Here is a 25,138-nt window from a genome sequence, read left to right as displayed (position 1 = left end):
TGGAATTTTTTTAGTACCTATAAATAACCAGGAGTGATGATATGAAACCTTCTGCTCAACCTTCTGACACCCATCACACCCGGAGCACCAAAAGCAAGGCCGGTTCTTCAATTAAACTGTTTCTGGTCATGTGGATTGTGCTCATTGCACTCGGAGTAATCGGAACCTACTATTATAGTAACCATCTCCAGCGGCAGATGATTGATCAGCTTCAGACACATAATCAACAGCAGATTAACGCATTGAAATCAGAATATGAAAAGCAGCTAACAACGATCTCGAAGGAAGTTTCTGACTTACAGGGACAAGTGCAATCCTTCAATGAATTGCTGAATTTCACCAAAGACAATGCAAGCGACAAAACGGACAACAGCAATAAATTGTATACCCAACTGAGCGAAGTCAAAAAACAACTGGAGACCCTCCAGAAAAAGATGGATCTGCTCAAATGATTACACCCGTCAAACAGGTTAATCGTTTTTTTATGCTTGCACTTGCTCCATTTGTTGGACTTATGCTCTGTCTGCTGTTGTTACGTCCTTCGCTTGAGCCCGCTAATCTAGCGGAACTCACGCCGCCGGAAGAGACGATTACGCCTCAAACCCAAGCTATTCGTCAGGATCTTTCGGGGGCTGAAGAAGCTGCCGTTCAAACATCTTCTTCTATTAAAAAGACAACGCAATTATACAAACAAACAACAAGTACAATGTCAGCTCTTGTGCAAAAGGCGACGTCACAAGCCACTCGCCCAGAGACGATCTATAATCAACGGATCTCGTCTAAACTGGGCGTACCATTTGAACGGATCAACAGTGACCGTCTTACGATTGAGATGTACCGAGTTAATCCGGGCACTTATAAGGGCTATGCAATGAAAATCAAGCTTAAAGACCCGACAGCGATGCAGATGGCTCTCAATAGTGAAGCCGGAAAATCAGAGACGACCATGCAGGCTGTCAGACGCACCGGAGCCATTGCTGGAATTAATGCGGGCGGCTTCGCTGATAGCGGGGGCAAACGTTATCCTCTTAGTACAACCGTCATGGATGGAAAGTATGTGAATGGATTTCAGGCTAGTTTTAAAGATTTATTTTTTGTAGGACTGAATGATGCAGGTAAGCTCGTCGGTGGCAAGTTTTTTGACAAAGGCTCCCTAGATCGCCTACAGCCTCAGTTTGGAGCTACGTTTGTACCTGTATTGCTTCAAAATGGTCGTAAAACGCCTATCCCTGCCAAGTGGAAGGTATCCCCTAAGCGTGCTCCACGTACTGTCATCGGCAATTACAAGGATGATCAGATACTGATTATCGTCGTGGATGGTTATAATGAGAAAGGCAGCTCCGGAGCAACCTTAGAAGAGCTACAAGGTCGGCTGTACAAGCTTGGCGTCGTTGACGCATATAATCTAGACGGTGGCGGATCTTCGTCACTGGTTCTGAACAATCGGGTGGTCAACAATCCATCGGATGGAAATCTCAGGCCTGTACCTACTCACTTTTTATTTTATAAATAAACCTGTATAGGCATTCCTTTTCTTCCCATATTGGTTATAATAGAAGAAATTGAGATATGTGCAGGAGGTGGCAAGTAGATGTCGTTCTCATTGACATTCTGGATTATCGCAATCGTACTCGCTCTGTATATGACAGGCATCCTAACTGCATCCTACAACAATGACAAAACAAAAGGTCTCTAATGGCCAAGCCTCTTCGTGAAGAGGCTTTTTTCTTTGCCTATAATTTACCAAGTCTAAATTTGTGCCCTTGACTCGATACAGACGATACAACAAGAGACAAGGATTATAAAGAATGTAATCATTCTTTTAATTCTTGTCTCTTAGATTTTGCGTGCTAAAGATTATATACTCGCGACCTTTGGACTGCAGCATCAATAGTACGCCGCCGAATTTTCGCCTACGGTTATAACAGGTGTATGCTCAGGCTGGTTGCGAACAGAGCCTCCTCCTACAAGTTTCACATAGATCCGTTCATGCTCCACTGGTTCTCCGGCCATAAGTTTAATTAATTGCTCTGCCGCCAATGAGCCCCACTTTCGTTTGGAATAATCAATGGTAACGAGTCTCGGACTAACATAACTGCTGAGTTCAATATTATCAAATCCAATGACGTGGATGTCTTGTCCAACCTGCAACTCACTGCTGTTAAGTCGATTACATAGCCCAATCGCCATCTCATCGTTCAAACAGAACACGCCAACGGGGCTTGTATATTCTTGGATGATCTGATTCGCAGCCATTTCTCCGCTACTTTTCTCGAAGTCCCCCGTAATCACCATCCACTCCACATTGGGTTCACGCTCTGTAACCTGTCTCACCGCCTTCATACGCTGTACAGAGTCGAATGAGCCTTCCGGACCTGTCACTACATATATCTTGGTAAGCCCTTGTTCAATAAGGTGCTCCATCGCAAGCGTTGCTCCGGCCTTATTATCCAGCAGAACTTGATTGATATTCATATGATCTAACTCCCGGTCAAGCACAACGATCTTGTGTCCACGATCAGCATACTGCTGCAATTCCTCACTGGCAAAGGTATGATCTAGAATAATGGCTCCGTCGATCATTCGTTCTGGAAGCATCCGATGAGACTGTCTACCACTACATACGATTAAGTCATACCCTTGTGCATTACAGACCGCCTTCATGCCAGTAAGCAAGTCCCCATAGACATCTCCGCTAAAATCGGTCAGAAATACACCTACAATTTTGGACTCCCTTTTCTTCAACGTCCGTGCAGCAGCATTCGGAACGTAGTTCAGCTCTTTGGCGATGGCCAAAATTTTGGAGCTCGTTTCATCTGTCACTTTGTTGCTGCCATTCAGTGCATACGACACGGTGGAGATCGAAACCCCCGCCTTCTTGGCGATATCCTTAATACTGACCACATTCTTCGCTCCTCTGTTATATCGATCAGGCTCCCCAGATCAGAGAACCTGACGTCTTCTATACTGTTTGAATGTTCAAAGTAGAATCTTGTTGAAACGAGACCATTCCGTAGCCTCGGTTCAACATCTAATGGACTACACTAATTGGAAGCTACTCTCCTGAGTATCACGGCTATTCGATCCCACATAGACGTGGAATGTGCCTTTGTCACTACGATAACTCAGATCCGAGTGATGATAGCGAAGCTGTGCCTCGCTTAGCGTAAACGTTGCAGTGCCTGTCTCACCTGGAGCCAGCTCCAGCTTGACGTAATCTTTTAATTCACGCATTGGACGTACCACTTCACCCGTTACATCCCTCACATATAACTGAACGGTCTCCACGCCTGTACGTTCTCCAGTATTGGTTACCTTCACCTTGATGGTCAGAGGCAGCTCATTACTCAGCTCCTGGCTGGAGATATCAAGTGAACCATACTCGAAGGTTGTATAAGATAGACCATAACCAAACGGAAGCAACGGGTCATTCGGGCTATCGATATATTTGGAAACATAGCGCTCCTCCGTCTTCTGAGGATTCAATGGTCGACCTGTATTAAAATGATTGTAATAGACAGGAACTTGGCCTACCGATTGAGGGAAGGACATCGTCAATCGACCAGACGGATTCACCACACCTGTCAGTACATTAGCGATGGCTGCCCCACCTTCACTGCCTGGGAACCACGCTTCAAGTACGGCATCCGATTCTTCCCATATGCCATGTAAGTCAAGTGGGCGGCCATTGAAGATGACAGTTGCCAACGGTTTACCTGTGGATCTTAAATGCTTGATAAGCTCTAATTGTGCTCCTGGCAAACGAATATCAGTGCGTGATCCACCCTCACCACTCATTTCCGAATCTTCACCCAGCGCAAGTACAATCAGATCTGCTTTGCTTGCAACTTCTAGCGCTTCTGCAATCTGCTCCGATGTGATCGTATGCACACCACTGCCTTGGGCAAGATGGACATGATCTGTGCCAAGACGTTCCTGCAATGCTGTTCCCAGCTTAACTGCATCCGCTTTTACGCCTTCACATGACCACCATCCTAGAATATCTTCACTTTCGGCAAATGGGCCAATCAGGGCAATGTGAGCTTGTGGATTTAATGGAAGAATGTCATTCGCATTTTTCAGCAGCACTGCCGACTTGGTAGCCAACTCATAGGACACCTGACGGTGTTCCTTCGAGAACACAATCTCGCGCTCCCGTTCTGGGTTGGCTGCACGGAACGGATTATCGAACAAGCCTAATTTTTCTTTGAGCTGCAAAATACGAAGTACCGCTTCATCAATAAGCTTCTCGCTCACTTCACCACTCGCAATCAACGCAGGTAGATGATGAACATAGCAAGGTGTCATCATTTCGATGTCCACACCAGCACGAATCGCTCGATATGCTGCTTCACGATCATCCTCCGCTGCCCCGTGGGCAATCATCTCACGAATGGAAGCCCAATCCGAGATAAGCACCCCTTCGAATCCCCATTCCTCACGCAAAATGTCACGCATCAACTTCTCATTGCCACTAGCGGGAATCCCGTCCACTGTGTTGAATGATGCCATCACCATCTCTACACCTGCATCGAGCGCAGCTTTATAAGCTGGTAAATAATACTCACGAAGATTGCGCTCCGACATATCCACCGTGTTGTAATCACGACCACCCTCTGCCGCACCATATGCAGCAAAGTGTTTGACACAGGCCGCGAGTCGGTCTGTCTCCTCCTGTAGATTGTCCCCTTGATATCCACGAACAAAGGCAGCCGCGAATAAGCTGTTCAGATAAGGGTCTTCTCCGGTCGTTTCCATAACACGACCCCAGCGCGGGTCGCGAACCAAATCCACCATAGGGGCAAATGTAACATGTAAACCAGAGACCGCGGATTCACGTGCTGCAATCTCAGCAGATTTCTCTGCTAACTGGGTATCCCATGAACAACCAATCGCCAGCGGGATGGGGAAAATCGTTTTGAACCCATGCACGACATCTGCCATGAACAAAAGGGGTATGCCGAGTCGGCTTTTTTCCATATAAGCTTGCTGCACATCAATAATCGCCTGAGCACCGGACAACCCTAGAATAGAGCCACTTGCATACACAGACTGCTGGGTAATTCCCATCTCTTCCATCGGGCCAGTAATCTGCCCCTGCGTATCCGTCCCTTCATAAAAGTTAGAAGTTAATTGGAGCAGCTGGGCTGTCTTTTCCTCCAAAGTCATCTGCCCCACCAGATCGATCAATTGCTCATTATTCATCATGTATTCCTCCACACCTCATAGAATTGAAGAACCCGGCTGCATATTTAACTACGCACCGGGTTCGGGTAGATGAGACAGGTTACTTCCACCATGTCCCATCTACTTCCTGAATCTTCACTTAAAATTTATCGTTCAGCTCATCCAGGTAAGGTTGAACCAGAGACATTTTACTGTTCACCCATTCTTTCCAGTTAGCCTCCAGATCTCCACTTTTGAGAATCAGGTTTGCATATTCGTTCTGGTAATCGAATGAAGCCTGACTTTTCGCTTTGGAATCGTATAGGTTGACATCCCAGTCGTATGTTGCAAGTGATTGACCCTCTGTACCGAGTTTTGCTTTTTCCTCGAACAGTTTCACGGCACGATCGCGGTAATCCTTTTTGATTGCAGGGTTGACTACACTGAAATCATCACCAAGTAGGTATAATCCTTCAAAACGAGCTGGGTACTTATCTTCCAGAACCGTTCCTTCTGGCAGCAAGCTCACCAATTCATTGTTCTCATCGTATTTCCAATCGGTTCCTTCAAAGCCCATGTTGATGAGCAATTGTCCTTCTTTGGTTGCGGAATAGTCAATCAGATCCATGATGCGTTCAAATTTCTCGTCGCTAATCTCCGGATTGAAGATCAATGCGGACCAGAAGTTGGCTTGCTCCAGGTTACGGTATTTGCCATCGTCACCAAGAACGATTGCCGTGTGAACCATCTCATCACTATCCACACCTAGATTTTTGCGAATATCCGAATCTAGACCTTGTCTGTATGAAGCAAGTCCACCCAGACTTGTTACTGCTGCTGTGCCTGTTACTTTAAAGTTGTTCTGACCTTCATTGTTCTTCCATGTGTAAAACTCAGGGTTAAGCAAACCATCTTTATATGCTTTTTGCATCAATTTTAGCCCGGTAAGTGTTTCAGGCTCTGCTGGTCCCCAGTGGAACTGACCATCTTCACCTTTGAAGAATGGAGAGTCTGTGATCGCATGCACGCTGTTTGGCATAATGATGTTTGTCATCGCATCAGCAGCGTTATAGGACAGGGGTACAAGCTTGTTCCCCACTTTACCTGGATCTTTCTCTTTTACAAGTGCCGCATATTCATTCAATTCAGATGTGGTATACGCATCCTTCAATTCGAAACCAACTGCTTCTGCCCAGTCCTTACGAAGAGCAATGACACCGATTTGGTTTGTAAGTGGATCAGCAGGTTTGTTCTCATAATAAATCGGTCTAGGCAGGAGATACGTTCCACCTGTCAGCTCCTCCAACTTATCGCCAAGCCCTGTCAAATTATAAGCTGCGGCAACATTCGGCCAGCGCTCTTTCCAATCATCCGGGAACTTGTAGAACAAGCCTTGATCAATGTTATTCAGCGCATCCCCGTGAACGTAGTTCCATACCGATACATCCGGCAAGTCACCCGAGTTGATCCACAGACGAAGCTTCTCGCCCCATGAATCCCAGTCGATATAGTTGTAATCCCACGTTACATTGAATTTGTCTGTCCAGAACTTATGGAAGTCATTATCCAAATTTCCGTTTTTAATTTCCGTCAGGTTCGCTACAGAGATGGTCAGGTTATCTTTGTAATTGCCATCTGCGTCCTTTTCGTTACTACCTTCTGAGCCACCATTAGAACAAGCCGTCACCACCAGCATCAATAAACAAAGTGTGATAGCAAAGATCGATTTAACTGACAACTTTTTGTTCATGTTCATGCTCTTACCCCCATGTTTGTAGTTTCAATTTTGAATCAGTTTCATAAGTGTTCAAAAAGACAGCGTTATTTTGAACCACTCTATACGTATAATCAGGTTTTGATTGCCCCTGTTAATACCCCTTTGGCAAAGTGTTTTTGCAGCATTGGGAAGAAACACATAATCGGAACCATCGTTACAAATACAGCCGCCATCTTCATACCCATAGAGAAGTTGCTGACTTGGGTTGCATCGACACTAGATGCATTCGATGCATTCGTCTGAGACGTAACAATGATCGTCCTGAGCACGTTCTGCAATGGTAACTGATCGGCTTTTCGCAAGAAGATCATCGCATCGTACCAACTGTTCCAGTAAGCCACTCCATAGAAGAGCGTGATGGTAGCTATGATCGGCGTCGCCAGTGGCAGAACGACAGAGAACAGAATTCTCCATTCACCCGCCCCATCCAATCTCGCAGACTCCATCAGTGACTCTGGCAAGGTATAGAAATAGTTCATCATCAGAATCATATTGAAGGCACTGAAGCTTCCCGCGAGGATCACTGACCACAATGTACCTGTAAGGTGCAACGATTTCATGATGAGATACAGTGGTACAATCCCACCATTAAAGATCATAGTGAACAGCACTAGGAAAAACAGAAACTTTTTAAACGGAAACTTATTGCGGCTCAAGCCGTAAGCCATACTTGTTGTCAGGAACAAGCTGAGCGGCAATCCAATCACCAGCAATATAAGTGTGTTTTTGTACCCTGAAATGATACTTCCATCAGCGAATAATGCTCGGTACGAATCCAGTGTGAACTCTTTCGGGAACATCAGAAATGGATTTTCAGCATATTCCTTTTGTGTTGCAAATGAGATCATGATGACATTCCAGAACGGAATTAGAATCATCAAGGCAAGCACAAGTAGAATGGCAAATATGATGTAATCGAGAAAGGTCATTTTTTCAGTGCCAATTCTCGGCTTCTTGTTCGCTTTCTTACTCATTCGTTACTCCTCCTCTCCTATCGGAACAATCCGTCTCCGCCAAGCCATTTCGCAAATCGGTCAGCGAGAAGCAACAAAATCATGTTCACGATGGAACGGAATAGGCTGACTGCTGTCGAGAATGAGAAATCGGTTGAAGACTGGAACGTAATTCGATAGATGTATACATCGAGTACTTCTGATACATTTTTGGTTGCAGCGTTGGCCAAGTTGAAGATCTGGTCGAAACCGGAAGACATCAGCCCACCAACCGACAGGATAAACATAACCGTGATCGTTGGAAGAATGTTAGGCAGTGTAATACGGAACATCTGCTGCATACGCGAAGCTCCGTCAATCTGTGCTGATTCATACTGATCCTGGTCAATACCGGAGATAGCGGCTAAGAAGATAATTGCGCCCCATCCACTTGATTTCCAAATATCAGTCAATAATAGCATCGGTACAAAGTTTGATTCGGAACCTAAGAAGTTAATCGTCGGCAGTCCGAGTAATCCAAGCGCGCTGTTTACCAGTCCGTCATACGCCAACACGTTGATAACTACCCCAGATACAATGATCCAAGACAGGAAGTGTGGGAAGGTAAGGACGGTTTGGAACCATTTCTTCCCTCTGCGCATTCGCAATTCATTCAGCAACAATGCCAGAATGATCGGGAACGGGAACTGGATGATCAGTTTCAAAATATTGATGTACAGCGTTCGCCATACGGCATCGATAAAGGTTGGGTCACGGAAAACATATTTAAAATTCTCAAATCCGCTCCATGGACTGCCCCAGATTCCCAAGTTTGCCTTGTAGTCTTTGAATGCCAGAGATAGACCTCCCATCGGCATGTAAGCAAATAGGATCAACCAGACAAGTCCCGGTATCAGTAGGGTATATGTCATTCGGTGCTTCCAGATTTCACTCCAGAGCGAATTGCCTTTCACGTTTCCCTTCAGCTTTTTGCTGGGTCCTTCGGCTGCAGGTTTCATTTGCATCTCCTCACTCTACTTTGGTCTTGTCGTTATACAGAAAATCAAACATCGTTCTTAGGTGCTGTTCCCAAAATCTCCATTCATGAGTGCCTGGTGTCTCCACATACCGAAATTCAAAAGCGGTATCCTGCATATATTCAGCGAATGCTCGGTTCATCTCGACAAATGGATCATGATCGCCGCAGCAACTCAGAATATCGGGTAAAGTTCCACCCTGCTGTAGCAAGTTGGCTGACAAGGTGTATAGATCCTGATTAGGCTTCACTACCAACGGTTCACCAAAAACCGCTTTCATTTCTTTGATCATGCCTGGAGGCATCATCGGATCTTGTAAACGTTTCTGAATATCCGTCACACCCGATAAGGAGACAACTTTGCGATATCGTTCTGGATAAGTCAGTGCACATTTCAACGCACCATATCCACCCATAGATAAACCGGCAACATACGTCTTCGCTGGATCGGAATTCAGATTAAGCTGACGCTTGCATAAGTCAGGCAACTCCTGAGTGATGTAGTGGAAGTAATTCAGGCCGTATTCCATATCCGTGTAATAGCTTCGATTCGCTTCTGGCATAATGATGGTACAGCCATACTGCTGAGCGTACATTTCGATTGTCGTCAGACGCTGCCATGTACTTGCATTATCGCCTGCTCCATGCAGCAGATATAGCGTACCGCCTGAAGTCTCTCCAGAGTCACTGGACACAACATGTATGCTCGTATTCATGCATAACGTAGGTGATCCCGTTTCGATCGTGATATGTGCCATTTGTAACCCCTTTCATTATCGACTGCCGCCTTCACCCTACTCTTTTACGGTGCTTGCCTGCAGCATGTCGTAGATTCCCCTGTTGTTTGCTGGGTTATCGAAACGATTCTCTCGAATCGTTTCAAATTCAATCAACTTTAATATATATGGACTTGCAAAAGCCATAATTCACTTGGAAGCGATTTCTTCGAATCGTTTCGAATAAATCATAATCCTGATCAGTAAATCCTGTCAATAACCTTTTTACATTTTTCGCACTTTTTTTGTTAAAAAACAAGTTTCGCACCCAATAAATTGCGCCAAATGGCACTTTTTCTGGTGGGTAACGGCCTATACGTAACCGTTTGCACATCATTCATTGACATCAATCCCGGAATGTACTAACATAAACCCTAATTTTGCATTTGATTACGGAAACGTTTCACCAACCTAGTTCACTAGGGTTTCATCCTACGAAAGGTGGTTTATATATGACTAATAGGCTAAATGGATTTGTTCATAAAATCATGGATGAACGTCTTAACGTGTTATCCGCTCGCGTATTACATAAAGGGGATCTCATCGCACAATGGGATCGCAATCAAGACACTCGCCGATTACAACATTCCATTAGTAAATCCTTTACATGCATGGCTGTTGGTCTTGCGATCGAAGAAGGCTTACTTCACCTTCATTCAACACTTGGCGATTATTTCACATACGATAGTAGTCCCACCTCCATCACTGAGACGATGTTTCCGCCACAGCAGTTAATGTTAGTGGATCTACTTCGTATGTCTTCCGGACATGACAATCCTCCCCTACACTTAGAAGAACGCACCTCTTTGGAAGAGAAGGATTGGGTCAAATATTACATGTCGCTACCCTTGGATCGAATGCCAGGGAAACAATTTACCTACAGTAGTGGGGACACCTTCATGATCTCGGCTCTGTTTCAAGCAGCAACTGGCCAAACCGTGAAAGACTATCTAACCCCACGTTTATTTGAACCACTGGGTATACATGATGTCGATTGGGAAACCTCTCCACTTGGCGTTACTTTGGGTTGTGCGGGTCTTTGGATTAGCAATGAGGAGTTGAGTCGATTCGGACAATTGCTTCTTCAGGAGGGCAACTGGAAGGGGCAGCAGCTTATACCTGTTGAGTGGATTCGATGTGCTACACGTAGACAGATTATCACATCTGCAGACGGTGATTGGGGTAAAGGTTACGGGTTTCAATTCTGGATGTGTTCGCATGATGCATACCGTGCTGATGGTGCTCATGGTCAACTTTGTATCATTTTGCCTGCACAGCAGGCCGTCATTTCGATCAATAGTGAAGAAGATCAAATGCAACAGATTCTTAACGCTGTGTGGACTGAGATTCTCCCCATCCTATCTTAAGTCATGCTCAGGATCTCAGCTACATATGTTTGACTTCTCTCTCTCCCATCTATCTGTTAGCCTAGTCTTCAAAAAGAAAAAACGCCATGGAGTGCTCCTCCATGACGTAATCTTATTACCCGTGCTGTGGAAGCTGGGTCATTTCATCTAAACATTGTGCGCATATGTAACGCTCTTTGAACTCATTGACTTCTTCCATGGATCCGCAGAAAATACATTTTGGACGATATCTCTCCAAAATAATATGATCCCCTTGAACTAGGATTTCTACAGGATCTCCCTCATTCATTTGATACCTTTTACGCAAAGATTTAGGCAATACGATCCTACCCAATTGGTCAACTTTGCGAACGACTCCAGCTGGCTTCATAGCTACGGCACACCTCTCCTATCTCACTCTAAATTTCTAGGTACATTTGTACTAAGTTTATAGATTCGCCAACATTTTGTCGAATCCTGCTGGAAATAAACATTTTTTGTCCTTTTTTTTGAAAAATGTTTTTTTTGACCATCCCTAACCTATTAGCAGGATGGAACCCGGTCAATCTAGACCCGGGAATTCCAGTTGACGCAATGCCTCATATGCGATAATCGCAGCGGAGTTTGAGAGATTCAACGACCGTACGTCACCTGTCATTGGCATTCTCATGCACGTTTCTGGGTTAGCAGCAATAAGTTCCGGCGGAAGTCCTTTGGTTTCTTTACCAAAAACGAGGAAATCACCATCACGGAATTCAAAATCGCTATACCGATTCTTCGCCTTCGTCGTTGCATAGAAAAATCGCCCTTCAGGGTATTTCTCCTGAACTTCAGCAAAAGAATCATGATATTCGATGTGTACAGCATGCCAGTAATCCAAGCCTGCACGCTTCAGTGTAGCGTCATCCGTACGAAACCCCAGTGGGTGAACCAGATGTAGGTGGATGCCGGTAGCCGCGCATGTGCGGGATATATTGCCCGTATTCGCAGGAATCTCGGGCTCAACCAGAACAATGTGTAAAGCCATATAGGTTCGATCTCCTTTTTCATTCATGTTTAACGACAATCCTTTAATCTTAAAGAAAAGCCCTCCACACGTCAATGTGGAAGGCTCTGGAAAGGTACAGTTGCAACGTTTTAAGAGGTTGTTCAATACGTCCGCTTTTAATTACGAAGGATGACGACCTTTTTGAACACGCAATTTAATGCGCAAACTCTTGTTGATCCTGTGACTCTCTCCTTTTTACCCGTTCGTTTGTTGGAAGTGATTCATAAAGTCCGTGAGTGCTTTCACACTCTCATATGGAGCTGCATTGTAGATCGATGCTCGCAGTCCACCTACGCTACGGTGGCCTTTTAGACCTACAAAACCTTCTTGCTCAGAAGCCTTAATAAATTGTTTCTCCAATTCCTCTGTTGCTAGACGGAATGTAACGTTCATCAAAGAACGGTCATTAACATCGACGCAACCACGATAGAAGTCACCGGAAGAATCAATCGTATTATAGAGCAATTCGGCTTTCTTCTTATTTTTTTGCTCGACACCTGCCAGGCCACCCTGCTCTTCAATCCATTTCAACACTTCATTCACCATATATACCGAGAAGGAAGGCGGTGTGTTGTAGAGGGAGTTATTCTCCACATGTGTACTGTAACGGAACATGGTCGGGATTGTTTTAGGTGACTCAATCACTAGCTCTTCACGAGCAATGACAACCGTAATCCCCGATGGACCCAAGTTCTTCTGCGCACCAGCGTAGATCATCCCGAATTGATTCAAGTCAAATGGCTTACAGAAGATATCACTGGACATATCTGCAATCAGAGGCACAGATCCTGTATCTGGGAAATCCTTGAACTGTGTCCCTTCAATCGTTTCATTGGATGTTAAATGCACATATGCACTGTTTTCTGGCAGGCTTAGATTCGATACATCTGGAAGCTTCATGAATTTGTCTGCTTCGGAAGAAGCGACCACTTGAGCCTCACCAATTAATTTAGCCTCAGACAGTGCTTTTTTAGCCCAACTGCCTGTATTCACATAACTGGCTGTCTGACCCGCACCGAGTAAGTTCATAGGTAACATGGCGAATTGCGTACTTGCCCCGCCCTGTAGAAACAGCACCTTGTAGCCTTTCGGGCTGCCAAGCAAAGATAATAAACGCTCTTGAGCTTCGTTATGTACCGATTCGTACACAGCTCCACGGTGGGACATCTCCATAATCGACATACCTGTATTACGAAAATCAACAAATTCCGCCTGAGCACGCTCCAAAACCTCAAGTGGCAGTGCCGCTGGTCCTGCATTAAAATTATACGCTCTCTTTGTCAAAATATCCCCCGCCCTTTCCATCCATAGCTTACATAAGAAGTAAATATTATCGCTATGATATCAGTATTCCCTATATGCTTCAAGTGAAATAAGCACTGAAAACACAATCTGAGCTATCAAATTCCTTTATCACCCTGCAAAGTTAAAGCACTACAACATTTCAATTCGAGGAAAAGCCTCCGAGAACGAATCCCGGAGGCTTTTTCTGAATGAGAAACAGTCCGTTCCGACTGGATTAGCAGTCGAAGTAGAGGCTGTACTCGTGCGGATGAATGCGAATCGCTACCGCTTTAGCTTCATCACGCTTGAGGTTGATATAGTTATCAATGAATTCTTTAGTGAATACGCCGCCTTCAGTCAAGAACTCGTTATCAGCTGCCAATGCATCAAGCGCTTCTTCCAAAGAAGCTGGCACGCTGCGGATGTTTTCTTTATCTGCATCGGACAGGTCATAGATATTTTTGTCCAATGGACCATATCCAAGCTCTGTTGGGTTGATTTTACGTTTGATTCCGTCCAGACCCGCCATCAACATTGCGGAGAATGCCAGGTAAGGGTTAGCTGTGGAGTCAGGTGTACGGAACTCGATACGACAACCTTTAGGTGTCACTGCTGCAACAGGGATACGAACCGCTGCAGAACGGTTACCTTTGGAGTAAACCAAGTTAACTGGCGCTTCATAACCAGGTACAAGACGTTTGAATGAGTTCGTACTTGGGTTAGTCAAAGCGATCAGCGCTGGAGCATGGTACAGAATACCTCCGATGTAGTGCAGAGCCATTTCGCTCAGGTTAGCATATCCCGCTTTGTCATAGAACAATGGGGAATCGCCATCGAAGATGGATTGGTGTACGTGCATACCGCTACCGTTGTCACCAAACAATGGTTTTGGCATGAATGTAGCTACTTTGCCATATTGACGTGCAGTGTTGTGCACGATGTATTTGTATACAAGCAGGTTATCTGCTGTTTTCTTCAACGTATCAAAGCGGAAGTTGATTTCGGCTTGACCTGCTGTCGCCACTTCATGGTGATGACGCTCGATCGACAAACCTGCTTCTTCCAAGAGACGACACATTTCACTACGAATATCTTGTTGAGTATCCACTGGAGCTACTGGAACATATCCGCCTTTCGTGCGAACTTTGAAGCCCAGGTTACCGCCTTCTTCTTTGCGGTTTGTGTTCCAAGATGCTTCTTCGGAATCAACATAGTAAGAAGAGCTGTTCGTACCGCTCTCGTAACGTACATCGTCAAAGATGAAGAACTCGGACTCAGGTGCGAAGAATGCTGCTGTACCAACGCCGCTTTCTTTCAGGAAAGCTTCTGCTTTAACAGCGATGCTGCGTGGGTCGCGCTCATAACGCTCACCATCAGGTGTGAAGATATCACACATAACATTTAATGTAGGGTGTGCTGTGAACGGATCGACATATGTCGCTTCAGGGTCTGGCATCATAACCATATCGGACTCTTCAATTCCACGGAAACCTTGGATAGAAGAACCGTCAAAAGCTACTCCATTTACGAATGTGTCTGCATCAACAGCCGAAGCTGGCAACGAGATGTGATGTGCACGACCAGCTAAATCTACAAAACGAAAATCTACCCACTCGATGTTGTTCTCTTGAATTGCTTTCAATACGTTTTCAACCGACATGTATTCGTCCTCCCAAATATTCCGAACAATAAACAACCCCACTAATGAAAATGTCCATATTCGAATTTTTTTCTGTCGTCATTATAAAATCTCAAACATGACATCGTCAATACTTATGTAAGGTATTTTTTGCGAAGATGTTAGCTATACTCACATTTTATAAATACTCTAACTTCATGTAACAACTAGTACAAGCTATATTTAATCGATTTAATGCGGTAAAGCAGGTGCATTAACACCTAAATTGTGGAAAAAACTTCACATCATAAATGTTTCTTATCACCATTGATTAATAAATGCATTCAATGCCCAAAAGAATGAAAAACCGGACATCCTCAGGATACATTCATATGAATGATTACCCTATTGATGCCCGGTAAAACGCATTTTATTGACTTTTATAAATTATACGCCAACTCTAGCTGGGAAGAACTCTGCTGGTTGTTTAGCTGTGTTGAATGTTTTACCTACGATTGGTGCCAACTTCTCAAGATCCTGCAATAGGTTGGCAAATTGATCAGGGAACAACGACTGTACACCGTCTCCTGTCATAGAGTTATCTGGATCCGTGTGCATCTCAATGATCAGACCATTCGCGCCCGCTGCAACAGAAGCCTTCGTCATTGGCTCAACGAGCTCACGACGTCCAGTACCATGACTTGGGTCTGAAATGACCGGTAGATGGCTCAGAGACTGCAATACAGGGATCGCTGACAGGTCCAGCGTGTTACGAGTGTACGATTCGAACGTACGAATACCACGCTCACAGAGCATTACATTAGGGTTACCGCCAGCAAGAATGTACTCTGCCGCATTTAACAGCTCATCATAAGTCGCACTGAATCCACGTTTCAACAGTACAGGTTTACCGCACTCGCCCAATTTACGCAACAGATCAAAATTCTGCATATTACGTGTACCAACTTGCAGAATATCAGCGTACTCTGCACAGATATCTACATATTCTGGCGTCATGACTTCTGTGATGGTTAACAGGTCATGCTTCTTACCTGCTTCAGCCATCATGATCAAACCTTCCACACCTGTACCTTGGAAGCTGTATGGACCTGTACGTGGTTTGAACGCCCCACCTCGAAGCACCTGTCCTCCTGCTGCTTTCACCAGCCCAGCGATCTCATCGATCTGTGCAGCGGATTCAACCGCACAAGGTCCGCCCATGACGACAAGTTCCTTACCGCCAATATCAACGCCCTTAATCGAGATCACTGTATCTTCTGGGTGGAAGTCACGACTTGCCAATTTGTACGATTTCGAGATTTTGACTACATTCTCTACACCCTTCATTTGACGAAGTTGCTCCTGCATTTTAGGTTCTACTTTGCCAATCAAGCCGATGATTGTACGATCTTCTCCACGTGAAATATGAACCTGAAGACCTTCCTTTTCAATTACGGCTACAATATCCTGAATCTGTTCCTCCGGAGTAGCTTTGCCTGCAATAACGATCATAATATATTCCCATCCTTCCTAGGTTGTGAGGTTGTTCAATATGTTCGTTTCTGATTACGAACAATAAAAGCACTCCATAAAGTGCATCTGATTATTTATTAATTCTCTGTCACGCTTAAACGCTTGTTCGCTTTTAAGCTTTTAATCACTAAAGTAAATATATCATAGTCTGCCTTCTTCGTCAAGGACCTCATAGGCTTGCACATTAATCAAAAAAAAAGAATCTTGCGAGCTAGGTTCCAAAAGCAATGGACGACTAGCGCAAGATTCATTCTGGATTAGGTCGTACGTGTTTTCTCACGCACAGGTGGTAACAGTTTACTCATATTCACAGTACGTTTAATTTCCCACGTCTCTGGTTGATCATGCTCATACTGCTCCAGATACGTAATAACTTCCTTCGTGATCGGTGTCGGCGTTGAAGCGCCCGAGGTAACCGCCACTTTGTTCACGCCCTTCAGCCACTCCTGCTGAATCTCAGCTACGTCAGACACACGGTAAGCTGTCACACCCGCGATCTCTTCGGATACCTGAGCTAGTCGGTTTGAGTTATTACTCCGCGGATCACCAACAACGATAACGAGATCCGATTGTCCTGCTTGTTCAGCTACAGCTTCCTGACGAACCTGTGTTGCAAGACATATTTCATTGTGGATTTCGGCACCTGGAAACTTCTCCAGAAGACGACTCATGATATGTTTGATGTCCCACTGGCTCATTGTAGTCTGATTGGTAATCAGAATCTTGCCATTTGGTACATTCAACTGATCAATCTCTTCTTCCTTTTCAATCAGATGAACCTGATCTGGAGCAACACCAATGGCGCCTTCAGGTTCTGGGTGGTTCTTTTTACCGATATAGATAATTTGATACCCTTCAGCCGTCTTCTCACGAATAAGGTCATGAGTTTTCGTAACATCTGGACAAGTCGCATCCACTGTAGTCAATCCTTTATCACGTGCCAGCTTACGGACTTCTGGAGATACACCATGGGCTGTAAAAATAACAGTGCCACTCTCCACCTGACTCAAAATTTCCATCCGATTAGGTCCATCCAGTGTAACGATGCCTTCATCTTCAAAGGAATCTGTCACATGTTTGTTGTGAACAATCATTCCCAATATATATATAGGCCGGGGTAGATCTAGATTACGTGCAGCCTGACGTGCCAAAACCATGGCATCCACAACTCCGTAACAATATCCCCTTGGCGAAATTCGCAATACTTCCACTTTGGTTGCCACCCGCTTTCTTTCTTCGGCAAGCTTGCCGATGTAATTGCAGTCCACTCTATTATACCTTTATTCGATAGGGGGAGCAAAGACAACAGGCAACCAGATAATAAATGTGGTACCTTCTCCACGTCTAGTGACGACTTCTACCGAGCCATGATGCTCTTCAATGATCCACTTAGCAATCGATAGCCCCAATCCAATTCCTGGTGTCGCCCCGCGTGATTCATCTGCACGATAGAAACGGTCAAAGATAAACGGTACCTCGTCTCGCTCCATACCAATGCCTGTATCACTAATGCGCAGCCCTACCTGACCTTTGTACAATATAGCGTCAAGTGTGACTGACCCTTCCGGAGTGTATTTAAACGCATTCTCAATAAAAATAAACAGCATTTGCTGCAAATAATCTTTGCTGCCATTGACATAGATCCCGTTTAGGATTGATAAATCGCCCTGACGCCATTCAGACTGACGATCTAGGAATTGGGATCTGCGAGCCACTTCCTGCACTAGAATCTGCAATGGAATTGGATTCAGCTCAATCTTCTGACCGGTATCCGCTCTCGCCAGTGATAACATGTCACTGATCAGTCGGCTCATCCGTTTCCCCTCATCTGCCATATCCTCAATCGCCTCAAGCGACATCTCTTTAACTGTTTCTTCATCAAGATTCGGACGATCCGTACTCTCCTGATCCCACAGCTTCTTGAGGAAGTCTACGTTACCCCGTATCGTCGTAAGTGGTGTACGTAGCTCATGCGATGCATCAGATACGAATCGTCGCTGAGCCGCATTGGTCTCCTCCAGACCCCGGAAGGATAATTCGGTTCGTTCAAGCATGTTATTTACCGTTTCAATGAGACGACCGATTTCATCCTTCGGACCGGTGTATTGAATACGGACACTAAGATCATTTCCTGACTGAATCTGATTCGCAGCATCAATGACATTAACCAACGGCCGCATGGATTTACGAGCCAAAATAAGCCCTGATGTAATGGCAAGAGCCATAGCCACAAGCCAGCCAAAGATCAAGATATTACGAAGTGCTTCCAGAAGCCGCTCCTGGGAAGTAACATTCGCTCCTACTTGCAGAAGTCCCCTAATTTCATTCGTTCCTTGAAGGGACAACGGCTGTTGATTCACAAGAAAAGGAGTACCATGCACGTATATTTTGGATATACCCCGCTCTTCTCGAATGTTCTGAAGCTCCACAATGGGAAAGTCAATGCCAGCCTTCTCCATGTTTCCTGATATTTTTACGGATCTGCTCTGATAATCCACCAGTTGAATATAGATCTGAGCTTCTTGAAGTTGGCTCTCTGTAAACGGATCAAGATCAAGCGATTGGGAGAGCGGATTAACACCAATTTGCTCGGTAATTCGTTGGCTCTTAACCTTTAATTGCTGCTCTACTTCCTGGTAAGAATTAAAATATACAAAAGCATAAATCACAACGGCCCAAAAAATAAGCACGGCTGCCAAAATACCCGAATACCATGCGGTTAATCTTAACCGAATGGACATATCAGGAATCACCTCTTAGGATATAACCCGCTCCCCGAATCGTCTGGATCAAGCGTTTGCCTCCATACTCTTCAGTTTTTTGTCTTAACATCGCGATATATACTTCTAGAACATTAGATTCGCCGCTGTAATCATAGCCCCAGATTTTGTCCATAATGAGATCACGGGATAACACTCTTTTTGGATTTTGCATAAATAAATTCAAAAGCTCAAACTCCTTGGCAGTAAGTTCTAGCCGTTGTCCATCACGCAACACTTCACGGGAATCATTATCGAGAATGATATCCTCGTATACAAGTCGGTTGTCCTGTTTATCCACAATGTCCGCTTTACGGCGTAGCAGAGCACGAACACGAGCAAGCAGCTCTTCAAGGGCAAATGGTTTAACCAAATAATCATCCGCTCCCGTATCCAGCCCTGTTACCCGGCTCTGTACTTCGTCTTTGGCCGTTAGCATGAGAACTGGCACTTTACTGCCCGCTTCTCGTAATCTCCGGCATACCTCGAATCCGTCAATCTGGGGCATCATAACATCTAGAACGACAATATCCGGTTCCTTATCCATCAGTTTACTGAGACCCTCAGCTCCATTGGAAGCCGTCTGTACTTCATAACCTTCAAATGCCAGCCCCCGACGAAGCATGGACACGATTTTTTCATCATCATCAACAATCAGAATAGTTGAGCGCATGGTCTTTCTCCTTTATCCTACATTTTATTCCTATTGTAACAGGCAGAAGCACAATCTGCATCTTGAGGCAAAAAAAGCGAAAGGGCCCTCAAACCCTTCCGCTTATCTGCTTTTGCAACAACCGTCTTTCAACGATTAAGGTTGCGTTTGTTGCTGCTCATTTGAAGTTTGTGAAGTGTCGTAATCGTTTTTGTTACCAATCTTGATCTTGATATCCATTTTCTTACCGTCACGAACGACGTTCAACGTTACTTCACTACCAATTTCCTGTTTCTTGATGAAATCAATCAAGTCTTGGCTTGTATTGTACGGCGTACCATTGGCACCTGTAATGATGTCATATGCCCGCAGGTCTGCTTGATAAGCCGGAGATTGATAGATCGTGCTTGCTACTACAGAACCTTCAGTAATGTCAGTCCCCATTTGTTTAGCAACTTCAGGTGTGAGTGCCATCAGAGATGCACCGATGAACGGTACTGGCTCTTTTGGAACTTCTTTGTTTTCTTTCAGGTATTTCACTGCTTCCGAAATTACACTCGAAGGAATAGCAAACCCAATACCCTGCGCATCTGCACTCACGGCAACGTTCATACCGATGACTTCACCATTAAGGTTGAGCAATGGACCACCGGAGTTACCAGGGTTGATAGATGCATCTGTTTGCAGCAAGTGACTGTATTCACGTGTCTTGCCTGTTTCTTGGTCTGGAATGCTAATCGTACGTTCTTTCGCACTCAGAACACCTGCAGTAACAGTGTGCTCGAATCCTTCAGGGTTACCAATCGCCACAAGCCATTCACCGACCTGTGTGCTGTTGGAATCACCTAATGGAGCTACAGGGAAATCAGCATCGCCACTGTTTTTCTCAATTTTCAGTACAGCTAGGTCAAGATCGAAGCTACTTCCCAGCAGTTTAGCTTCATAAGGCTTACTATTATTCTCTAAAGTTACCTGAATAACATCTGCACCTTGGACTACGTGCTGATTCGTCAGGATGTAGCCTTCTTTGTCAAAAATAAATCCAGAACCAATGCCCATTGGGACAAGTTGATTGCTGCCTTGTTGCTGTTGCTGCTGATTTTGGTCCTGACTGCCATTCCTTCCACCATTACCGAAGAAATATTGATATAGTGGATCACTCATTGTAGAACCACCTTGGTAGCCACCACTACGAGTGGATTGCTTCGCCAATGTCTCGATCTTGACTACAGCCGGGCTAGTATTCGTCACAACGGATGACACATCCGTTTTACCTGTAGGCAAGAGCGATGCCGTTACATTGTTGCCTCCACCCGTGTTTGTAGACTCTTTGCTTGCGCTCTCGCTTTGGGCACTTGTCATCGATGCTTGCGGTGTAAACATGTTCGTTGTGTCCGCCACGTACATTAGAACAGTAATAACTAACATCCCTGCAATGAAAGAGAACATAAGGGATCTGACGGACGAGCGAGGCCGACGATTGTTATAGTTCCAATTCCCACCTTTACCGTCGTTGCCGCCGTTTCCGCTATTTCCACCACCGCTTCCTGCTTTACCTCGACTAGCGTCTTCGGAAGACCCTTGGCTGTAATACGAAGGTACCGGCTTCACAGGATCAGGTCTTGTAATCTGCACGTCACCTTCTGCACGCTGGTTCGTATCCCCTTGATGACTTGCTGTATCTTCCTGATTCACGGACTGAAAAGGTCCATAAGAATAATAATATGAGGAATCGTCCGTTCCGGAAGAGTTGCGGTTCTCCGTTTGCTTTGTTTCGTTTTCCTCGTCTTGACGGCTTGATCTATAATTACGTTCGTCCATGCCTCTCTACCTCCCAATCTCTTCTTCGTAAGAGATATTCTTTAACTGTCCTTATTTTGTACTTTAAACCTTAACTGTACCTTAAAAACAATTAAAAAGGAGATAAAAGCCTATGATAATAAGTTCATTTTCCCCATCCAGTCGGCATGTTAGTCTTTCGTCTTCACCCATCCTTGACGATGAGCATAGATTGCCAGTTGTGTTCGATCATCCATCTCACATTTCATCAATAGGTTGCTGACATGTGTTTTGACGGTTTTGATACTAATATGTAATTCTTCGCCGATGTCCTTATTTGTCTTACCTTCTGCAATTAACAGCAACACTTCTTTTTCTCGTTCGGTGAGACCGGACTCACTTTCCCGAGCGGTACGCTGCCTGATCCCACGGGTCAACGCCTGTGACACATCTCCTGTCATGACTGGCATTCCACGGTAAGCACCTTGCAGGGCATAGATCAGCTCCTCAGCAGATACCGTTTTCAACACATAACTTACAGCACCCGCTTCAATGGCCTGTACAACCAGATCATCTTCAAGGAAACTCGTCAGCATTACAATTTTCATAGTCGGGAATTCATTCATGATGGCCTGCGTTGCTTCTGCACCATTCATTACGGGCATCATCAGATCCATCAAGATTAGATCCGGCATTTCATTCTCATCCAGCTTACGCAGATGGTGCAGTGCCGCTTCCCCGTTACCCGCTTCTCCAATCACATGAAATGTCGGCTCCAACATGAGATACGTCTTCAACCCCATGCGAACCATATCATGATCATCCACAATCATTACCTTCACTTTTCCGCTCATTCGGTCTCCCCCTCTGATTCATTCGGGAATTTCGGGATGAACACCCGTACCGTTGTTCCCGCTCCCGGCTTCGATATGATCTGTACCTGTCCTCCAAGCTTCTCAGCCCGCTCACGCATCGTGGATAACCCATAAGATCCTGGACGTTCAGCTTGTTGCAAGAAACCTTGCCCATCGTCGCTAATGCTCATGCTGATCTGATGTTCACTTTCTCGGATCGACAAACTAACAAGTCCTGCTTCGGCATGCTTCACCACATTCGCAACAGCCTCCTGAATAACAAGAAATAGCTGGTGCTCAATGGCATCCGAAATTCCGCCATCCAGTTCCAGCTCTTTCACACCTTTGAGGCCATTCTGTCTGCAATAATCAGGAAACCAGCTATCCAGTGCGGCAGATAGATCACGTCCCTCCAGTTCGACTGGTCGAAGTTGTGCAATAAGCCCTCGCATCTGCCGCTGTGCAATATGGGACATCTGAATGAGTTGATCCAGCACGTTCCGACCCTGTTCCGGATTCATCTCCAGTAGACGCGGCAGTGATGAAGCCGACATATGCATCGCGAATAACTGCTGACTTACTGTATCATGCAGGTCTCTTGCCATTCGTTTGCGTTCTTCAATAACAGCTCGCTCTGAGGCCTGTTCCTTCTCAATGACTTCTTGCTCACCGAGGCGCTGAAGCAACCTCATTTTTTTCTCAATAGAATCCATCATTACATTGAATTCTTGGTATACCCGACCAAATGAAGCATCGTCTGCTTCAGGCATACGAACCGTCAGGTTACCTTTAGATACTTTCAGCATGTTGAGATCTAACAGATCAATTTTGCGTTGTAGCCGCAGAGCGGCAATATATCCAGTAACAATGGTGGCTAACACAACTACACCAACATAAGTCCAAGCACGTTGACGGCTCTCTCCGGAGAGCACTTCTCCATATAATAAGTAGAAGCCGCCAAGTGTAATTAGACCGGTTAGTGCAAAATACATCATTAGTTCCCATTTATTCGCTTTGAGAATCGTTCGAATCATGCATTAACCCACCTTATTAACTTTGACATCACCAATAAATACGCTCACAATGATTCTCACCTTTTTGCCTGCTTCACGATAATGTGCAGTTTCAGCTTGAGCACTGCTCATGAAACCACCACGTTTCTGGTTGAGCAATGACATATCACCAATGAAGGAATTGGTTGTCACGGTTACTCCAAGATCCATATCCTCTGGTACGAATACTTTGACATCCCCTATAAAGTTCGAGATCACAATCTTGGTCTCCCCATACGGGATCTGTGCTTTCGTCAAATCAATCACCGTGTCCCCAATAAATGCGGAGATGTTCATTGGCTTCAGCGTAAATACTTCTTGCCCCATGTACAGATCGCCAATGAAGGCAGACTTATTAATCGTATCGCCATAGCCGTCGTAGTTCCCATAATCGTTGGAGTGCTGACCATATGGATCACTCGAATCGAATTTCCCATATTTTTTGTGAGATGAATCTTGTGTGCTGTGCTTTTTATATTGTTGATGCTCATAAGAATTCAAATGTTCTTGGTCTGTATGGTAAGAACCATATGGATCATGCTTCTGTTCTTGCTTTGGTTTGCCAAATGTTTTCTCAAATTGTTCATCGAATGTCGACTGCATCTCTAGATCTTCTGGTGACAATGGCTGATAAGGTTGTTCAGGTGGTGGAGGTGACTGCATTTTGTCATGATGCTTTCGATCACGTCGCCGGGGTCCGACCAGTACAAACAATCCTCCGCCGATCAGCATTACTGGAATCAAATAGCGGATAAACTCTCCCATTGAATAGTCGATCCATCCCAAGTTGCGTGCAAGAAAGTAACCCCCGATCAACAATACGATAACAGGACCGATAAAAGCGTAGCCCCCATTGCGCCGGATTTCAGAAATTCCTTTGGCTCCCCACCAGATTAAAAACAACGGCCAGTAGGTTCTAAAAATGTATCCTATATCAATGTCATATCCCAATTGTCTGAACAAGATCATTGCACCAATAGCTATGAGGGGTATACCCACCCACCAGCGGTCCCGCGTAGATCGTTTCATCGCTCATGTCTCCTTCGTCTGTATTCTGTATCCAGTGTACCTCAGACGAGGCTCTGATAACAGCGGCGGCAGATGGAAGTCATCTCAGTCTCTAGACCGAGTCCACAGGATATTTATGGTTTTTTAAGTCATTTCCCAATATGTACTTGAAGTATATACACATAATAAAACACCCTGGAGAACATGCTCCAAGGTGTTTGTTGTGCAGCTTACTTTTGTGTTTTGCCTGTGTTTTCTACGCCGAACTCAGCGTTATATTTTTCATCAGGTGTTTGAAAATTATCCTTCACTTTGTTTTGCTCGGATTGTTTAATTTTGCTCGCTACGTTCTCTTGACCAAACTCCGCATTGTACTTCTCGTTTGGCGTTTTGTAACCTTGGGATTTCTTAGCCACAACAATCACCTCTCTCTTCATATTTACGTCTCATTGCTGAGTCGTGGGGTTCGTCCCCAGAGAGTATTATGTGAAGAGAGCCCCCCGCTTATTCATTGATCG

At 45.0% G+C, this 25,138-nt stretch carries 23 protein-coding genes; 3 read left to right on the top strand and 20 right to left on the bottom strand.

All coding sequences use genetic code 11. From position 1 onward, the window contains the following. Positions 1–41: 41 nt before the first annotated feature. Together J2T19_RS11230 and J2T19_RS11225 are read left to right on the top strand one after the other, a co-directional pair. Positions 42–452, top strand: a complete 411-nt coding sequence (locus J2T19_RS11230) for a uroporphyrinogen-III C-methyltransferase (protein WP_128101110.1) — start codon at positions 42–44, stop codon at positions 450–452. After that, the gene (locus tag J2T19_RS11225; protein WP_307215675.1) at positions 449–1,513 is read left to right on the top strand and encodes a phosphodiester glycosidase family protein; all 1,065 of its coding nucleotides are present in this window, start codon (positions 449–451) and stop codon (positions 1,511–1,513) included. The genes J2T19_RS11230 and J2T19_RS11225 overlap by 4 nt, the downstream gene beginning before the upstream one ends. A gap of 374 nt (positions 1,514–1,887) precedes the next feature. Here the strand turns inward: J2T19_RS11225 and J2T19_RS11220 are convergent, their stop codons facing one another. The 7 genes from J2T19_RS11220 to J2T19_RS11190 form a co-directional block, all read right to left on the bottom strand. Continuing rightward, entirely contained in the window at positions 1,888–2,904 is a 1,017-nt protein-coding gene (locus tag J2T19_RS11220; RefSeq protein WP_307215673.1) for a LacI family DNA-binding transcriptional regulator, read from the bottom strand. Positions 2,905–3,039: 135 nt separating this feature from the next. Further along, entirely contained in the window at positions 3,040–5,205 is a 2,166-nt protein-coding gene (locus J2T19_RS11215) for a glycoside hydrolase family 3 N-terminal domain-containing protein (RefSeq protein WP_307215670.1), read from the bottom strand. A gap of 121 nt (positions 5,206–5,326) precedes the next feature. After that, the gene (locus J2T19_RS11210; RefSeq protein ID WP_307215668.1) at positions 5,327–6,922 is read right to left on the bottom strand and encodes a type 2 periplasmic-binding domain-containing protein; all 1,596 of its coding nucleotides are present in this window, start codon (positions 6,920–6,922) and stop codon (positions 5,327–5,329) included. Positions 6,923–7,014: 92 nt separating this feature from the next. Then, the gene (locus J2T19_RS11205) at positions 7,015–7,917 is read right to left on the bottom strand and encodes a carbohydrate ABC transporter permease (RefSeq protein ID WP_145047950.1); all 903 of its coding nucleotides are present in this window, start codon (positions 7,915–7,917) and stop codon (positions 7,015–7,017) included. Between the two features lie 17 nt (positions 7,918–7,934). After that, positions 7,935–8,894, bottom strand: a complete 960-nt coding sequence (locus J2T19_RS11200; protein ID WP_056698475.1) for an ABC transporter permease — start codon at positions 8,892–8,894, stop codon at positions 7,935–7,937. 10 nt (positions 8,895–8,904) lie between these two features. Continuing rightward, a complete protein-coding gene (locus tag J2T19_RS11195) occupies positions 8,905–9,669 on the bottom strand; it encodes an alpha/beta hydrolase (RefSeq protein ID WP_307215663.1) in 765 nt (254 codons plus the stop codon). Between the two features lie 36 nt (positions 9,670–9,705). After that, the gene (locus tag J2T19_RS11190; RefSeq protein WP_307215661.1) at positions 9,706–9,834 is read right to left on the bottom strand and encodes a hypothetical protein; all 129 of its coding nucleotides are present in this window, start codon (positions 9,832–9,834) and stop codon (positions 9,706–9,708) included. Between the two features lie 305 nt (positions 9,835–10,139). On the opposite strand from J2T19_RS11190, the gene J2T19_RS11185 reads away from it, so the two are divergent. Further along, a complete protein-coding gene (locus J2T19_RS11185) occupies positions 10,140–11,054 on the top strand; it encodes a serine hydrolase domain-containing protein (protein ID WP_307215659.1) in 915 nt (304 codons plus the stop codon). Between the two features lie 115 nt (positions 11,055–11,169). On the opposite strand, the gene J2T19_RS11180 is transcribed toward J2T19_RS11185, so the two are convergent. The 13 genes from J2T19_RS11180 to J2T19_RS11120 all read right to left on the bottom strand — a co-directional run bounded on the left by J2T19_RS11180 (position 11,170) and on the right by J2T19_RS11120 (position 25,057). After that, positions 11,170–11,424, bottom strand: a complete 255-nt coding sequence (locus J2T19_RS11180; RefSeq protein WP_024629045.1) for an AbrB/MazE/SpoVT family DNA-binding domain-containing protein — start codon at positions 11,422–11,424, stop codon at positions 11,170–11,172. Between the two features lie 171 nt (positions 11,425–11,595). Then, positions 11,596–12,060: a tRNA (uridine(34)/cytosine(34)/5-carboxymethylaminomethyluridine(34)-2'-O)-methyltransferase TrmL gene (gene trmL, locus J2T19_RS11175; RefSeq protein WP_239292290.1), complete on the bottom strand. Its 465-nt coding sequence runs from the start codon at positions 12,058–12,060 to the stop codon at positions 11,596–11,598. 216 nt (positions 12,061–12,276) lie between these two features. Then, the gene (serC, locus tag J2T19_RS11170) at positions 12,277–13,368 is read right to left on the bottom strand and encodes a 3-phosphoserine/phosphohydroxythreonine transaminase (protein ID WP_307215953.1); all 1,092 of its coding nucleotides are present in this window, start codon (positions 13,366–13,368) and stop codon (positions 12,277–12,279) included. Between the two features lie 232 nt (positions 13,369–13,600). Beyond that, the gene (glnA, locus tag J2T19_RS11165; RefSeq protein ID WP_307215657.1) at positions 13,601–15,025 is read right to left on the bottom strand and encodes a type I glutamate--ammonia ligase; all 1,425 of its coding nucleotides are present in this window, start codon (positions 15,023–15,025) and stop codon (positions 13,601–13,603) included. 405 nt (positions 15,026–15,430) lie between these two features. Continuing rightward, positions 15,431–16,495, bottom strand: a complete 1,065-nt coding sequence (gene aroF / locus J2T19_RS11160) for a 3-deoxy-7-phosphoheptulonate synthase (protein ID WP_307215654.1) — start codon at positions 16,493–16,495, stop codon at positions 15,431–15,433. A gap of 278 nt (positions 16,496–16,773) precedes the next feature. Further along, positions 16,774–17,727, bottom strand: a complete 954-nt coding sequence (locus J2T19_RS11155; protein ID WP_239292848.1) for a 4-hydroxy-3-methylbut-2-enyl diphosphate reductase — start codon at positions 17,725–17,727, stop codon at positions 16,774–16,776. A 69-nt stretch (positions 17,728–17,796) separates the two neighbouring features. After that, on the bottom strand, positions 17,797–19,257 hold the full coding sequence (locus J2T19_RS11150) for a sensor histidine kinase (RefSeq protein WP_307215652.1): 1,461 nt from the start codon (positions 19,255–19,257) through the stop codon (positions 17,797–17,799). Between the two features lies 1 nt (position 19,258). Then, a complete protein-coding gene (locus J2T19_RS11145) occupies positions 19,259–19,948 on the bottom strand; it encodes a response regulator transcription factor (protein ID WP_056698500.1) in 690 nt (229 codons plus the stop codon). Between the two features lie 135 nt (positions 19,949–20,083). Beyond that, positions 20,084–21,748, bottom strand: coding sequence for a S1C family serine protease (locus J2T19_RS11140; protein ID WP_307215648.1), 1,665 nt, complete (start codon positions 21,746–21,748; stop codon positions 20,084–20,086). Positions 21,749–21,897: 149 nt separating this feature from the next. Beyond that, complete coding sequence (locus J2T19_RS11135; RefSeq protein ID WP_307215646.1) at positions 21,898–22,560, bottom strand: response regulator; 663 nt, start codon at positions 22,558–22,560, stop codon at positions 21,898–21,900. After that, positions 22,557–23,594 (bottom strand): sensor histidine kinase, encoded by a 1,038-nt coding sequence (locus J2T19_RS11130; protein ID WP_307215644.1) that lies wholly within the window; start codon positions 23,592–23,594, stop codon positions 22,557–22,559. The genes J2T19_RS11135 and J2T19_RS11130 overlap by 4 nt, the downstream gene beginning before the upstream one ends. Positions 23,595–23,597: 3 nt before the next feature. Beyond that, complete coding sequence (liaF, locus tag J2T19_RS11125; protein ID WP_307215642.1) at positions 23,598–24,641, bottom strand: cell wall-active antibiotics response protein LiaF; 1,044 nt, start codon at positions 24,639–24,641, stop codon at positions 23,598–23,600. A 209-nt stretch (positions 24,642–24,850) separates the two neighbouring features. Continuing rightward, the gene (locus tag J2T19_RS11120; RefSeq protein WP_235540651.1) at positions 24,851–25,057 is read right to left on the bottom strand and encodes a hypothetical protein; all 207 of its coding nucleotides are present in this window, start codon (positions 25,055–25,057) and stop codon (positions 24,851–24,853) included. Positions 25,058–25,138: the final 81 nt, after the last annotated feature.

The sequence above is a fragment of the Paenibacillus tundrae genome (assembly GCF_030812775.1).
Taxonomy (GTDB): Bacteria; Bacillota; Bacilli; order Paenibacillales; family Paenibacillaceae; genus Paenibacillus; species Paenibacillus tundrae_A.
This window is presented reverse-complemented; position numbering and strand designations above follow the sequence as displayed.